13 protein-coding genes, 1 pseudogene and 3 riboswitches are annotated in these 14,036 nt (G+C 43.0%); of the genes and pseudogenes, 2 read left to right on the plus strand and 12 right to left on the minus strand.

Going from position 1 to position 14,036, the window contains the following annotated elements; translation table 11 throughout:
• Nucleotides 1–61: 61 nt before the first annotated feature.
• Nucleotides 62–163, minus strand: a riboswitch (purine riboswitch).
• Nucleotides 164–560: 397 nt separating this feature from the next.
• Nucleotides 561–1,148 carry a YdeI/OmpD-associated family protein gene (locus ACZ5OK_RS14790; RefSeq protein WP_343838071.1) on the plus strand — a complete coding sequence of 196 codons (588 nt, stop codon included), beginning with the start codon at nt 561–563 and terminating at the stop codon, nt 1,146–1,148.
• A 171-nt stretch (nt 1,149–1,319) separates the two neighbouring features.
• Here ACZ5OK_RS14790 and ACZ5OK_RS14795 read toward each other — a convergent pair whose 3' ends face one another.
• The 6 genes and pseudogenes from ACZ5OK_RS14795 to ACZ5OK_RS14820 form a co-directional block, all read right to left on the minus strand.
• The gene (locus tag ACZ5OK_RS14795) at nt 1,320–1,523 is read right to left on the minus strand and encodes a hypothetical protein (protein ID WP_343838074.1); all 204 of its coding nucleotides are present in this window, start codon (nt 1,521–1,523) and stop codon (nt 1,320–1,322) included.
• A gap of 4 nt (nt 1,524–1,527) precedes the next feature.
• A pseudogene (locus ACZ5OK_RS14800) lies at nt 1,528–1,590 on the minus strand (hypothetical protein); the annotation flags it as partial.
• Between the two features lie 415 nt (nt 1,591–2,005).
• Nucleotides 2,006–2,749, minus strand: coding sequence for a glucose 1-dehydrogenase (locus ACZ5OK_RS14805; RefSeq protein WP_343838076.1), 744 nt, complete (start codon nt 2,747–2,749; stop codon nt 2,006–2,008).
• Nucleotides 2,750–3,093: 344 nt separating this feature from the next.
• Nucleotides 3,094–3,888, minus strand: a complete 795-nt coding sequence (locus tag ACZ5OK_RS14810; RefSeq protein WP_343838078.1) for a carbon-nitrogen family hydrolase — start codon at nt 3,886–3,888, stop codon at nt 3,094–3,096.
• 141 nt (nt 3,889–4,029) lie between these two features.
• On the minus strand, nt 4,030–4,800 hold the full coding sequence (locus tag ACZ5OK_RS14815) for an iron-containing alcohol dehydrogenase family protein (protein WP_464758214.1): 771 nt from the start codon (nt 4,798–4,800) through the stop codon (nt 4,030–4,032).
• Entirely contained in the window at nt 4,797–5,129 is a 333-nt protein-coding gene (locus ACZ5OK_RS14820) for an iron-containing alcohol dehydrogenase (protein ID WP_464758215.1), read from the minus strand. Before ACZ5OK_RS14820 ends, ACZ5OK_RS14815 begins: the two co-directional genes overlap by 4 nt.
• Nucleotides 5,130–5,190: 61 nt before the next feature.
• Nucleotides 5,191–5,293: riboswitch (SAM riboswitch) on the minus strand.
• 157 nt (nt 5,294–5,450) lie between these two features.
• Here ACZ5OK_RS14820 and ACZ5OK_RS14825 point away from each other — a divergent pair.
• Nucleotides 5,451–6,626: a pyridoxal phosphate-dependent aminotransferase gene (locus ACZ5OK_RS14825; protein WP_343838082.1), complete on the plus strand. Its 1,176-nt coding sequence runs from the start codon at nt 5,451–5,453 to the stop codon at nt 6,624–6,626.
• A gap of 263 nt (nt 6,627–6,889) precedes the next feature.
• Here the strand turns inward: ACZ5OK_RS14825 and ACZ5OK_RS14830 are convergent, their stop codons facing one another.
• The 6 genes from ACZ5OK_RS14830 to ACZ5OK_RS14855 form a co-directional block, all read right to left on the minus strand.
• Nucleotides 6,890–8,029: an alpha-hydroxy-acid oxidizing protein gene (locus ACZ5OK_RS14830; protein WP_343838085.1), complete on the minus strand. Its 1,140-nt coding sequence runs from the start codon at nt 8,027–8,029 to the stop codon at nt 6,890–6,892.
• A 12-nt stretch (nt 8,030–8,041) separates the two neighbouring features.
• Entirely contained in the window at nt 8,042–8,713 is a 672-nt protein-coding gene (locus ACZ5OK_RS14835; RefSeq protein WP_343838087.1) for a methionine ABC transporter permease, read from the minus strand.
• Nucleotides 8,688–9,725, minus strand: a complete 1,038-nt coding sequence (locus ACZ5OK_RS14840) for a methionine ABC transporter ATP-binding protein (RefSeq protein WP_343838089.1) — start codon at nt 9,723–9,725, stop codon at nt 8,688–8,690. The genes ACZ5OK_RS14835 and ACZ5OK_RS14840 overlap by 26 nt, the downstream gene beginning before the upstream one ends.
• A 272-nt stretch (nt 9,726–9,997) precedes the next feature.
• The gene (locus ACZ5OK_RS14845) at nt 9,998–10,810 is read right to left on the minus strand and encodes a MetQ/NlpA family ABC transporter substrate-binding protein (RefSeq protein WP_343838092.1); all 813 of its coding nucleotides are present in this window, start codon (nt 10,808–10,810) and stop codon (nt 9,998–10,000) included.
• A gap of 97 nt (nt 10,811–10,907) precedes the next feature.
• A riboswitch (SAM riboswitch) is annotated at nt 10,908–11,020 on the minus strand.
• A gap of 323 nt (nt 11,021–11,343) precedes the next feature.
• Nucleotides 11,344–12,936: a long-chain-fatty-acid--CoA ligase gene (locus tag ACZ5OK_RS14850; protein ID WP_343839006.1), complete on the minus strand. Its 1,593-nt coding sequence runs from the start codon at nt 12,934–12,936 to the stop codon at nt 11,344–11,346.
• 44 nt (nt 12,937–12,980) lie between these two features.
• Nucleotides 12,981–13,988, minus strand: coding sequence for a TAXI family TRAP transporter solute-binding subunit (locus ACZ5OK_RS14855; RefSeq protein ID WP_343838095.1), 1,008 nt, complete (start codon nt 13,986–13,988; stop codon nt 12,981–12,983).
• Nucleotides 13,989–14,036 lie beyond the last annotated feature (48 nt).

The raw sequence follows: 14,036 nt of genomic DNA on the forward strand, positions 1-14,036 counted from the left end.
AAAACACGTTTAAATTCCGAAGATTTCAACATAATACGCATACCTGAATCGGAAAAATTAGAATGTATACAATCACCCTCGTAGTCAGACCATTTACGGCAGTCCGGTAGAAACTTATGGGCCATATCCCCAAAATTATACGACGGTGTTTCTTCTAAATGATTAAGTTTTTTTCATCATAAATGATAGATTGATGTGCGTCAACAAATTTACGAACATTTTAAATAAAGTAATAGATATTGTTCGTATTAATGGTCTCCTCTCCATATCTCAACAAAGTCCCTGAACCCAACAATCATAGGCGAAAGCTAGTGATAAAGCATTTATTGTCCAGCATTTATTTTATTAATCTGTTCTTCAAATAGATGAGTGACTCTTGTTATGACTTTCCCCTTTTTAACTCACCAAGCATTGGAGCGAGGTGATTACTTGCTCTTGTCCCGAGTACGATATTTTGTTTAAATCTTATATATAGTTGCTTTCCTATTGTAGCAGGAGCTGAATTACATTCTAAATATTCCAGGTGATGACAGGTACCTGAAGTAAAGAGAGGTATTTTAATGACAAACTCTAAAATGAATCCCAAGATTGATGATTTTTTGAGCAATGCCCATAAATGGCAACAAGAATTTGAGGAACTAAGAAGAATTATTCTCGACTGTGGGCTTACTGAAAAATTGAAGTGGAATTTGCCCTGTTATACGTTTCAAAACAATAACATTGTAATCATCCAAGGATTTAAAAATTACTGTGCTTTGATGTTTTTTAAAGGCGCCTTGTTAAAAGATCCAGAGAGTATTCTGACCAGGCCCGGGGAGAATTCACAGTCGCAGCGCCAGATTCGGTTTACCGATGTTCAGGAAATCGTTAAAAAGGAAGCCACATTGAAGGCTTATATTAATGAAGCCATTGAAGTGCAAAAAGCGGGATTGGAAGTTAAAAAGACTACAGAATTCACAATTCCTGATGAACTTCAGAAAAAGTTTGATGAATCCCCTGACTTTAAAAAAGCATTTGAAGCACTGACTCCAGGAAGGCAAAGAGCCTACATTCTTTACTTTTCTAAAGCCAAACAATCCAAAACCCGTGAGTCAAGGATCGAAAAGTATACAGAGCATATATTCAATGGAAAGGGATTAAATGATTAAAAACGGTGCCTGTCACCACCCGAATTTTGTCGAATATTAATTTAAACAAAGGGAATGACAGCCATAACTGGTGTCATTCCCTTTCTCATGCCCTGTACGACCTGCTAATCCGGTCCGTGAAACATTCTGTGAAACAAGATTATTCGGGGCGTGACAGGCACCGAATCAAGATCAATGGTTTTTAATAACCACCTGATCCACATTGAGATTTTTTCTTGGCTTCACGTTGTTTACGATAATGTCCGCAATATCTTCCAGATCCATTAAACCTTCCATTTCACTTTCTTCAAAGATGCCATCCCAAAATTCGGTCTTCATTCCACCCATATAGGCACCGTCTGCCCAATAAACAAACATGACTTCCCATTTTAGCATATCGTCTCGCTAATGATGCTCCCAATCCACTTCCTGCTCCAGTAATAACGACAACTTCTTTACTCATGATTCCGTCTTCCTTTCTACGATGATCGTGAATGAAATGCTATGAATGAACAATAGAATCCCATCAGGAGCCGTATAAACAAAATTTGTATTTGAATATTTTGGACATACTACCTCTTATTGGAATAGTCAATTTTATGAGCAGCGCCATATGTGTCGATGTTGCTTTTCTCATGCTTAATCAAGCACTATATTTATTTACATTTTAGCCCGGCTGCCGCCTGTGCTTGGTGGCATCGTGGTTTGCGTCACATTCAAAAATAGGGATGTGTATATACACAAGGGGATTATCGGTACTTTCCATAAGAAGTTCGAAATGTATTTGACGTGCTGGCGCGTTATCTATATAAAAAACAACCTGAAGCTGTGTATCATCAGCTTTCAGGTTGTTTTTTTGGCACTATTGATCACATGATTTAATTAGAAGCCGTTACCCCACCATCAATCACAAACTCCGATCCGGTAGAATAACTGGAATCCTCGGATGCGAGGAATAAGATGAGCTTGGATACTTCTTCAGGCTGCGCAGTCCGCTGCATTGGAATGGTCTTTTTCAATTGCTCAACAAGGTCCCTCGATCCCTCTACTTCAATCATAGGTGTTTGAATAACTCCCGGGTGAACGGAATTTACGCGGATGCCATATTCCGCAAATTCCAATGCTGCACTCTTTGTCATCCCGCGCACCGCAAATTTTGAAGAATCATAGGCCGAATTCCCAGCCGCTCCTCTAAGTCCATTTATGGAAGAAACATTGATGATGGATCCGCCACCTGCTTTTTTCATGGATGGAAGAACCGTTTTCATCCCCAGAAACACGCCAACCTGGTTAATATCAACGACTTTGCGGTACTCTTCTTCCGTCAGCTCATCAAATTTTTTGGTAACAACAATCCCTGCATTGTTCACCAGGACATTTACAGGACCAAATGCGGATTCTGCTTCATCAATCACATGCTTCCATTCATCAGCCTTTGTTACATCGTGCCTGACAAACTTGGCATTCTCACCAAGTTCCTTCTCCAGCGCCTCACCTTCATCCGCAAGAATATCAGAGAAAACAATCTTGGCACCTTCCTCAACGAACCGGCGGACATGCGAAGCCCCTTGTCCACGTGAACCACCTGTTACGACAGCAACTTTACCATCTAATTTACCCATTACTGAATGCCTCCCTTTTACCAAAAATAATCGTCGTTCTACTGCCAGTCTATGTAATCGCTTACATAGATAGACCTGAGTTTTTGACTAATACAAAAGGTTTAGCGAGGAGACATCTGTATTACGATATCTGACAGGCTCCTCTAACAAGGGAGCTGCAAGGCTACTACTGATTCTAACTATTTTCCATATCAAAACAGGCAGAGCTGATATTCCGTTCAGCTCTGCCTGTTCATAGCAGGGTTGTCCAAAGTGTACCTGGTACGTGCCTTCACCCGTGAAACATTCTGTGAAACAAGATTATTCGGGGCGTGACAGGCACCTAGATCAAGTTACCAACGTCTCTACCGATAAAGATCACTCCTGCGGTCGCTAAAGATAGGGATGGTTTTTCGTACGTTATCTACCTGATCTACGTCGATTTCTTTATATAAGATGGTTTCGTCTTCACCGGCTTCGGCCAAAACTTCTCCCCATGGGCCGACAACGATGGAATGGCCGCCAAAGGTATTATTGGGGTCAGCTCCGACACGGTTACAGGCGATGACAAAGCACTGATTTTCAATCGCACGACTAATCAATAAGGCACGCCAATGGTCAATGCGTGGTTTTGGCCACTCGGCGACAACGTATAAGACTTTCATTTCTCCAAGTGCATGCATGCGTACCCATTCCGGGAAGCGAATATCGTAACAAATCAATCCGGCAGAGGGTATGCCTGCGAGCGTAAACCATCCGTTATCATTTCCTTCGACTAAATATTTTTCTTCATCCATTAGCCGGAACAAATGCGCTTTACTATATTCTTTAACTTTTTCCCCGGACGCATTGACAACGAGCATGGTGTTTTTCACTTCGGCTGCCTGCTCTCTGGATTGATTGGCAACCGATCCGCCGACCACATGAACCTGATTCGCCTTTGCCAGTTCTGCGAAAAAGTTGAGACTTTCCCCACCCTCGATATCGGCAATGTCATCGAGGCGCGACAAATCATATCCAGTCGTCCACAATTCGGGAAGTACCACCACATCGACCCCGGATTTTGCCGCCTGTTCTATGTTTGTTTTCACTTTTTCATAGTTTCCCCACGGGTTTCCATATTCAATATCCATTTGAAGCAAAGCAACGTTCAAAGTCAACAGAGTCCCTCCTCCTATAAAGTGAGATTTCATTCAGTGGGGCTCCCCCACTGAATGTTCGCGAAACTTATCAGGACTTTATCAGCTATTCGCTCTACCATCATTGTTTTTATCATTCAGTGAGGTCTACAGATCGTTCATTCATGGTGAACCAGGCGTTATATGATTAACCACATACTCTTCTAATCGTTGAATACTATGAATGACATCATCCTTTGTTGTCGACACGCTCATTAGGTGGATGGATTCTTCGGGAATGGTGGCTTTTTCAGACAAGGCATCAATGGCTTCCTTTACATGTTCCTGAATTCCCAGTTCTGCAAGTGTGGTTGGCAGGTTTAATTCTTTATAATAGGGTAAGAGTTTTGTCACTTCATCATATTTATTTTCCAAGGCTAATTGAACCAAAATGCCGTAAGCGACCTTATCCCCATGGAGAAATTTATGGGTTTCCGGAATGGTCGTTAACCCATTGTGAATCGCGTGTGCTCCGGCAATTCTTCCGTATTCATCACCGTAACCACCAACCATTCCTCCTGCCATCATAATGGTTTCCGCTACTTTAACTAAAGCAGGTGTGACTTGATGATTCCGGACACTTTCAATGGCTTCTGTTCCCTTATCCAGCAACACATCCCGACAAAGCCGGGCAGCATGAAGGGCTATATCCAATGATAACGGTTTTTGCTTTATTTCATCCGTTAATGCAACGGCTTCATACCATTTCGCAATCGTATCTCCTATTCCGGCCCGCAGGTATTCTACTGGTGAATCAGCAATAATACGCGGCTCTATCAGTACCATATGGGCGGTTTTCGAAAAAACGATATAATGCAGAAAGTTTCCAGCCCCGTCATAAAATACACTTAGCGGGGTCCAGGGTGAGCAATTGGAAGCCAGGGTCGGAATCAAAATAACAGGAGATCCAACTCATCTCCTGCTGCTTTAGCTAAATCGAGTACTTTCCCTCCGCCAACACCAATCACTGCATCTGCCTCGTTATTTCTTAATTTATCAGCAACTCTTGCCACTTCTTCATGAGTACAATCCCCTTTGTATGGAACATGAACGACGGCGTTATCTAAAGATATATAGTCTTTAGCCGCCTCCCAGGATTTTTCACCATGAATAATGGCAGGATTTTCTAGCTTTTGCTCGGATAGTTTCACCGGCAATTGCTGAAGGATTCCTTCTTCACATTGATAAAAATTCGGTGCCCCTCGCACTTGTAGTGATTTCATTGTTTATCCCCCCATAAAAAAAGCTCTTCCAGTCAGAGGAAGAGCGTCCGCAACACATTTCCTCTTATCTCCCAACTAATGTTGAAGGATTTAGCACCGTGTACAATGATGTACCGGTTGCCGGGTTTCATCGGGCCAGTCCCTCCACCTTCTCTTTATAAGAGTTAAAAATATATGAAATTATCAATCATTATCCCACTTGGTACACCTCCTGTCAATTAAATGGCAAAACCTTTTGTCAATTTTGACTTTACAAAAAATAGTCAAATAGATATGATTAGTAAAATAATTCTATTCGATACGTCTTAGGAGATGAGAAGTTTGAGAACCTTTCCACAGTCAGAAATGCTACAGAGACTACCTGCACAGTTCTTTGAAGGACTAGTGAAAAAGGTAAAAGAAAAGCAACAGCAAGGGCACGATATTATTAATTTAGGCCAGGGAAACCCGGATTTACCGACGCCACCTCATATCATTAAAGCATTGCAGCATGCGGCGGAAGATCCATTGACCCATCAATATTCCCCATTCCAGGGATATGACCTTTTAAAGGACGCGGTTGCCACATTCTATAAACGGGAATATGGAGTAGAAATCGATGCAAATAAAGAAGTAGCCATCCTTTTTGGGGCCAAAGCCGGACTGGCAGAAATTAGTCCTTGCTTATTAAATCCAGGTGATATTGCCCTTATGCCGGATCCCGGTTATCCCGATTATATGTCCGGGATTGCTCTTGCAAATGCTGAATCTATTTTTATGCCTCTATTGGAGAAAAATAACTTTCTGCCGGACTATACGGCTATTCCAGAAGATTTAAAAGATCAGGCGAAAGTCATGTTTTTAAATTACCCTAATAATCCCACGACAGCGACTGCAACAAAAGAATTCTTTGATGAAACCGTTGCTGTAGCGAAAAAACATAACATTTGTGTCGTTCATGACTTTGCATATGGAGCCATCGGTTTTGATGGGGAAAAACCACAAAGCTTCCTCCAGTCAGAAGGTGCAAAAGAAGTGGGAGTTGAAATCTATACACTGTCCAAAACCTATAACATGGCAGGCTGGCGGGTAGCCTTTGCAGTGGGAAACCCATCTGTGATTCAAAGCATCCAATTACTGCAGGACCACATGTTCATGAGCTTATTCGGTGGCATCCAACACGCAGCTGCCGAAGCCTTATCCGGTGATCAGCAGCCCGTACGTGAACTTGTGCAAACCTATCAGGAAAGACGCAATCGTTTCATTAAAAAACTGCTGGAAATGGATATCGAGGTGGAAGCACCACGTGGAACCTTTTTCGTATGGATGCGTGTACCAGCAGGCTACAGCTCTGAAACGTACGCGGATTTACTTCTCGAAAAAGCACATGTAGTCGCTGCACCTGGTGTTGGCTTTGGGTACTATGGCGAAGGATACATACGCCTCGGATTATTAGCAGATGCAGAACGATTAGAAGAGGCAGCCATTCGAATCGGAAGGCTGGGCGATTCCCTATAAAATAGTAATCATCAATAAGGAGACTGCAAGGTACTGCAAATCCCACCAAAAACAGACATGAATCATATGGAAAAGGGCTAAAACAAAAAAACCATCGGATGTTCCTGTCACCCGATGGTTTTTGGTTTGATATTCGTTTGAAGCTATAGCCTCGCACACTTCCCCTTCTCTAATCTATGAATCTTCCAGTCTATTCACTATGCTGTCGAAAGCTGAGGCAATCCTCTGTGCAAAATGTTCACGGCAAAACATCATAGACAAAATCATGAGTTCGATAAATGCTGTACAAATTCCGGAGCTTGACAGGCACGAATCGAGCTTTTGCCGGCGGTTGCGAGGGTCGTGTCGATATCAGCTAACAGGTGGCTCAGGACTTCTTCTACTCCGGCCTGGCCGTTGTAAGCTAATCCATAAACATACGGACGACCGATCAATACGGCATCAGCACCTAAAGACATCGCCTTCACAACATCAGGTCCGCGGCGAATCCCACTATCAAAGAGGATAGGAATCCTTCCATTTACAGCTTCTGCGACTTTTGGCAGTGCATCCAGTGAAGCGATGGCACCGTCTAATTGTCTTCCGCCGTGATTGGATACCACAACACCATCCACCCCGTAATCGATAGCTCTCTTTGCATCATTCGGGTGGAGCACACCTTTTAAAATAATGGGAAGATGGGTTTGTTCACGCAAAAAGGCTAGGTCCTTCCAGGTTAGTTTTGGCTGGAAGGTGATGTTTACTAATTCATCGATAGCGGCCGCCCGATTTTGCTCAGGAGTTACGTCTAGACGATTTCGGAAAACAGGATCCTGAAAGTAATTAGCCGAACCATACCCTTCTCGTACAGGGAAAAATTGATTCGTCAAATCAGCTTCCCGAAACCCTAATGCCGGAGTATCAATGGTTATCACAATCGCTGAGTATCCAGCTTTTTCTGCTCGTCGGAGGAAGCTTACCGTTAGTTCTGGATCTTTACTACAATATAACTGGAACCATCTCGGTGTATCTCCAAGTGTATCGGCAATTTCCTCCAGTGTATAGGTGGAAACGGTACTGGCAACATAGGGGACCTGTTTCCCCCGTGCTGCTCTCGCAACCGCTAATTCGCCTTCCGGATGAGCCGCCCCTAAATGACCTACAGGGGCCAGCAGAAATGGCGATGGATAGGTTTGCCCTAGTACCGAAATGGATAAATCCCGTGTTGATACATCTTGTAAAAACTCCGGAACAAGCTTCCATTTTTTAAAAGCCTCTTCATTTGCCCGTAACGTCTCCTCGTGGCCGGATCCACTTTGAATGTACGTGAACACTTCATGGCTGAGTTTCTTTTGGGCATGCCTTTCTAAATCCTTATAGCGATAGATTGGTGATAGCTTGCTTTTTACAGCCTCATCAGACATGGACATACACCTCTAATCTTTTTTGAGTTTGGCAGCAACGACATTACCCAGTGACTGAAGCCCCTGAACGAGAATAATCAACACGGCCACGGTGATATACATAACGGATGGTTCATAACGCAAATGTCCAAAACGATAGGCTAAATCCCCAAGTCCACCTGCTCCGACTAAACCAGCCATTGCTGTTGCACCAATTAGTCCAATGGTTGCGATGGTTAACCCTAATATAATCGAGGGTCTTGCCTCCCGCACCATTACATTCCAAATAATATCTTTCGTTTTAATGCCCATGGCTTCATAGGCTTCCACGACACCGCGGTCAACCTCCAGTAAAGACGTTTCCATTAAGCGGGCAATATAGGGGGCCGTAAAGACAACAAGCGGGACAATGACCCCTCTTACTCCAATGGTGGTCCCGACTAGAATTTTCGTAAACGGAAGCATAAAGAAAAGCAAAATAATAAATGGAATCGACCGAATGACATTAATAATCATGTTAAGAAACCCATTTAAAAACCGATTTTCCAGACTTTTGCCCGGTCTTGTCAGCACAAGCAAAATCCCCATTGGTAATCCGATTAAAATCGATATCACTAAAGAAATGGAAACCATTTGAAAGGTTTCGATCAGGGCAACCCACAAATAGGAGCCCCATTCATCAAGAAATGCGTTTACTTTGCTCATAGGTGATCACCTCTTCTGTTTGAATACCTTTTTCCTGCAGGTAGGATATGGCTTGATGAATTTCAGAATCTTCTCCTTTAAAATGGACGAGTAAAGTGCCAAACGGATCATCCTTTAATTGCGTAATATTTCCGGATAAGATATTTGGAAATATATCAAAACGCTTTGTAACAATAGCCAGAGCTGGTTCCTCGCTTGAATCTCCCGTGAATTTTAACGAATAAATCTTACCTGTTTCTTTTAACGAATCAATCATGTCATTGGATAATGGATGGTTGAAAATACCATTCACAAATTTTTTCGTCGTTTCATGTTTTGGTGATGTAAAGACATCAAGGGTTTTCCCTTGTTCCACCACTTCTCCATTTTCCATGACAGCTACTCGATCACAAATCCGTTGAATCACATGCATCTCATGAGTAATCAGCAAAATTGTAATCCCTAACTCTTTGTTGATTCTTAACAGTAAATCAAGGATAGCATCGGTTGTGTCCGGATCCAGCGCACTCGTCCCTTCATCACTTAACAGCACTTCTGGTTCATGGGAAAGCGCTCGTGCAATCGCAACTCTCTGCTTTTGCCCTCCAGATAACTGTGCCGGATAGGTATCCGCCTTATCACTTAACCCGACAATATCTAAATAACGATTGACCCGCTCTTTAATATCCTTTTTCGGAACCCCGGTAAGCTTTAAGGGAATCGCAACATTGTCATAAACGGTTGCGGTTTTTAATAGATTAAAACCCTGAAAAATCATTCCAATTTTTCGTCTTGCTTTTAACAATTCATTAGGAGATAAAGAGGTTAAATCCGTCCCATCCATACTTACCGTACCTGATGTCGGTTTTTCCAGTAGATTCACATTCCGAACCAATGTACTTTTACCAGCACCACTATAACCAATCACCCCAAAAATCTCCCCTTTTTTCACCTCAAGAGAGACATCCTTCAAGGCCTCTATTGGCCCGTTTTCTGTTTGAAATGTTTTTGAAAGGTGGTCAATCTTAATCATGTAGAATCTCCTTCCTTCTGTTTAAAGAAAACTCGGCAAATTTTATATCTGAGATCTCAAAAGGATTTCATCATTCACCCAATGTTTATAAAGTGAAACTTCCATCAGTGGGGGACTTTCCATCCCCACTGATAGTTAGTTGAACTTATCAGGAATTTACTGGCCCCCACTTAGTCCTGTTGGGGTACCCTCAAGACTTGAAACGGGGTATTACGACCAGTTCATGCGTGATAAAAAGAAAGAGCCGCATTGTGCAGCTCATTTCCTTGTTGTTACCAGGATACGACCACGGAACCGGCAAACTCTTCTTCAACAAATTGCTTGACTTTATCTGAATGGTACGCATTAATGAATTTCTCAATAACCGGATCATCCTGGTTTTCACTGCGAACTGCGATAAGGTTTACCCATGGTGAATCTTTTGGTTCAATAACAATCGCATCCTCTGTTGGAACGTAGCCAGCTTCCATAGCGTAATTAGTATTAATCGCAGCAGCGGCCAGTTCACCAAGCTGACGCGGAATTTGTGCTGCTTCCAATTCAACAAATTCCAGTCCTCGTTTATTTTCCTTAATATCCTTCACAGAAGCGTTTGCCCCCACCTCTTCCGGCAGAGTAATTAATCCTGCCTGCTCGAACAGCATTAATGCACGTGCTCCATTTGTAGGGTCATTCGGTAAGCCAACTTTATCGCCTTCTTTTAACTCACTAATATCAGAAATCTTTTCGGAATAGATCCCCATTGGAAAGTTTACAGTTTTCGCAACCTCAACAAGGTCAAGATCACGATCCTCCACCATTTGATCCAGGAACGGCTTATGCTGATAGCTGTTAGCATCTAAATCCCCTTCTGCCAGCGCGGTATTGGGGGTAATATAATCGCTAATGACTTCAATTTGAATGTCTAAACCATCTTCTGCCGCAACTTCTTTCACAACTTCCATAATTTCCTCATGTGGACCGGCTGTGACTCCTACTTTCAAAGAATCCTCGCTCAATGTGGATGTCTCAGCATCACCAGCCCCACAGCCTGAAATCATAGCTGCAATAAAAATGACAGATAAAAGACCAAATACTTTTTTCATGTTTTTCTCTCCCTTTTGTTTTAAAAATTATGTAGTATAAAGAAAAGCCCCTCCATAAAAATGGAGAGGCTTATACACAAATAAATATAATCGACCTCTCTCATCTATCAAAACATCAACAGTTTTGCAGGAAGTAGCACCTTTTCTTACATTTGTAAGAACGGTTGCCGGGCGTCATCGGTCCTGTCCCTCAGCCACTCTTGATAAGAGATTTTCATATTATTCAATTATCGAACGTTTTATCGGCATCTTCCGAAAAAAGATTAATGTCATTGTATAGGAGGGAAAATCAGCTGTCAATGGAAAATTAGAAAAATTATGTTTTCTTTGCGTTGGTTTTATTTTATTCAAAGGCAAAAAATCCTCAATGTTTTCAGGATAGATGCGTTATCCATATCAAAACAGGCAGAGCTGATCTTCCATTCAGCTCTGCCTGTTCATAGCAGGGTTGTCCATAAGTGTACCTGGTACGTGTCTTCATTTGTGAAACATTTTGTGAAACAAGATTTTTCGGGGCGTGACAGGCACCAACTCTACTGCTTCTTCTTCTCCTGCTCTACTAATTTCCGTTTTAATAGTTTTCCGACTGTATTTCTTGGCAGTTCGGCACATATCTCATATTGTTTAGGGACTTTATAGTGGGTTAAATTGCGGTAACAATGGCCTTTTAATTCTTCAAGCTCTATGGTGTGACCGGCTTTTGGGACCACATAGGCTTTGACTACCTCGCCCTGGTCCGGGTCAGGGATACCGACGACAGCGGATTCCAGTATGTCGGGGTGGTCGTATAAAACACTTTCGATTTCCTGTGGATAGATATTAAACCCACCATTGATGATCATTTCTTTTTTTCTTCCTACAATGTAGAAGTAACCCTCTTCATCTGACATGGCTAAATCTCCTGTGTATAGCCATCCGTTTCGTAATGCTTGATTGGTTTCCTCTTCATTCTGAAAATACCCTTTCATGATTTGCGGTCCCTTAATGATTAACTCACCAACACTATGCTCCGGCAGTTCCTTATGATCTTCATCAACAACCTTACAGTCTGTCCCTGGGAGCGGGATGCCGATGCTTCCGACTTTTCGGACACCGCTCGCCGGGTTCCGGTGTGTGGAGGGTGAGGCTTCTGTCAGACCAAAGCCTTCACCGATGATCGCTCCTGTTAAGCCCTCGAACCTTCTTATAATTTCAATCGGCAGCGGGGCTGAGCCGCTGGAACAGATTTTCAAGCAATCCAAACCATAGGATTCGACATCCGGGTGATTGACAAACGCATTGTACATCCCGGGCACACCAGGAAAAAATGTGGGCTGATACTTCTTAATCTTCTCCAGCACATCGTCAACCTGGAATTTTTTGATTAATAGAATTGATGCCCCGACATAGACTCCGAGATTCATCGCACTTGTCATAGCATACACGTGATAGAGCGGGGTAGCGGTCAGAACCACCTCCTGACCAGCCTGCATCTTGTTCCCATACATCTCCTTACTTTGGAAAACATTGGCTACCAGGTTGAAGTGGGTTAACATCGCTCCCTTCATCTTCCCTGTTGTTCCGCCTGTGTATTGAATCACCGCAACATCATCCCTCGGTGAGATTGGAATCTCCCTGGTGATTGGCGTGGAATTCCTGATTAAAAAATCTAAGGACTGAGGGGGGTCATCCTTGGATCCTGATACAAAGACATGGCCGAACTTATACATCTCATTGACCTGATGGACGGTTTTCAGGTTATCCTGTTCAGCTATTAAATAGTTCATATTTGCATCACTTGCAATGTGTAATAGTTCTCTGGCGGTATAACGCGGGTTAATTTGAACGACAATCAACCCCAATCGCATGGCGGCATAATAAGCAATCATGTAGTCAGGGTGATTGGGCAGCATTAACCCTATTCTTTCCCCTTTACGTAATCCCATAGCATCCCATGCCGCCGCGAGCCGATCCACTTTATCCTTAAATTCCTCGTAGGAGAATGGTCTGTCTTCAGCAATAATGGCTGTGCGGCTTCCAAACTTTTCAACAGTTCTCTCCAGCAGAGAATAGAGCGGGACTTCCGGACATACAATATTTGGATTCACTTCCGGTGGATAGGCTTTATACCATCTGGGTTCCTGCACATGTTTCAATCCCTTCACCCCCTTTTAAACCTCGCAAAGCCAAATCACTCCAAGACCCCAACTTCCTGGTAATATTTTTTAGCTCCAGGGTGCAGGTTCTCAGGGTTAATTCCGTCAAGAGCTGTATCCTTGGTAAAATGTTTTGCTCTTTTAGGTATTTGATCTTCAAACTTCGGAATGTTGTCCCAGAATATCTTCGTCAGGTTGTAAGCATAGTCTTCCTCAATATCACTTCTGGCTGTCAGCATGGTAACCATTGTGTATGTCGGGATGGCTTCATCCTGTTCCTTATAGGTACCAGCCGGCAGATCTCCTGAAGCAATACCGACCCCTTTTTCTTTGATGCTCTGAAGCCTTTCTTCGTCAATAGGGATGACCTTAATGGGCTTCGTGATCTCAATTTCCTGTAAAGCGGGGATGAATGGGGCCCCGCCGCCGACAAATACATCCACATTGTTGTCTTTTAACATCGAAGCGCCATCCGAATAGTTTCCGTAAGAGATTTTACCGCCAGCTTCTTCAATGGTTTGCTCATCAATCCCATACTCCTCCACCATCTTCCAGAAGGCTACCGGACCGCCACCGCCTTTTGGTCCAAGGAAAATATGCTTATCAACAATATCCTCGATCGAATTAATGTCTTCATGGTCTGTGGTTGTCGCAATCGTTTGATAAACGGGATATAAAGCACCGATGGCAGAAATATTCTTCAGTGGCTTATCAAACCCTTTTCCACCTTCTAATGCTGACGTGAAATCAGATGTGTAGTTTAATCCCATTTGTATATCCCCTTTTTCCAGCGACTCCAGGTTAGAAGTCGAACCGCCCTCCAGCTGGGAAACATTCAAACCTGAGAAGCCATCCATGTAAACATCAACCATCACTGTCGTAATCGGATACCAGCCAGATCCCATAGGACCGCTTCCAACCTTCAAAAACTTACTAGGTGCTGTTGGCCCTTTTTCATCCGAGGACGTCTCACTGCCCCCACATGCCGCCAAAACAATGGATAAAGAAACCATCAACACCATCGATATCACTAATTTTTTCATCCTGTTCACTCCTCACTTACGATATCTTTCAATTTTCATACCTAACTC

It is taken from the genome of Salinibacillus aidingensis, from assembly GCF_055393355.1.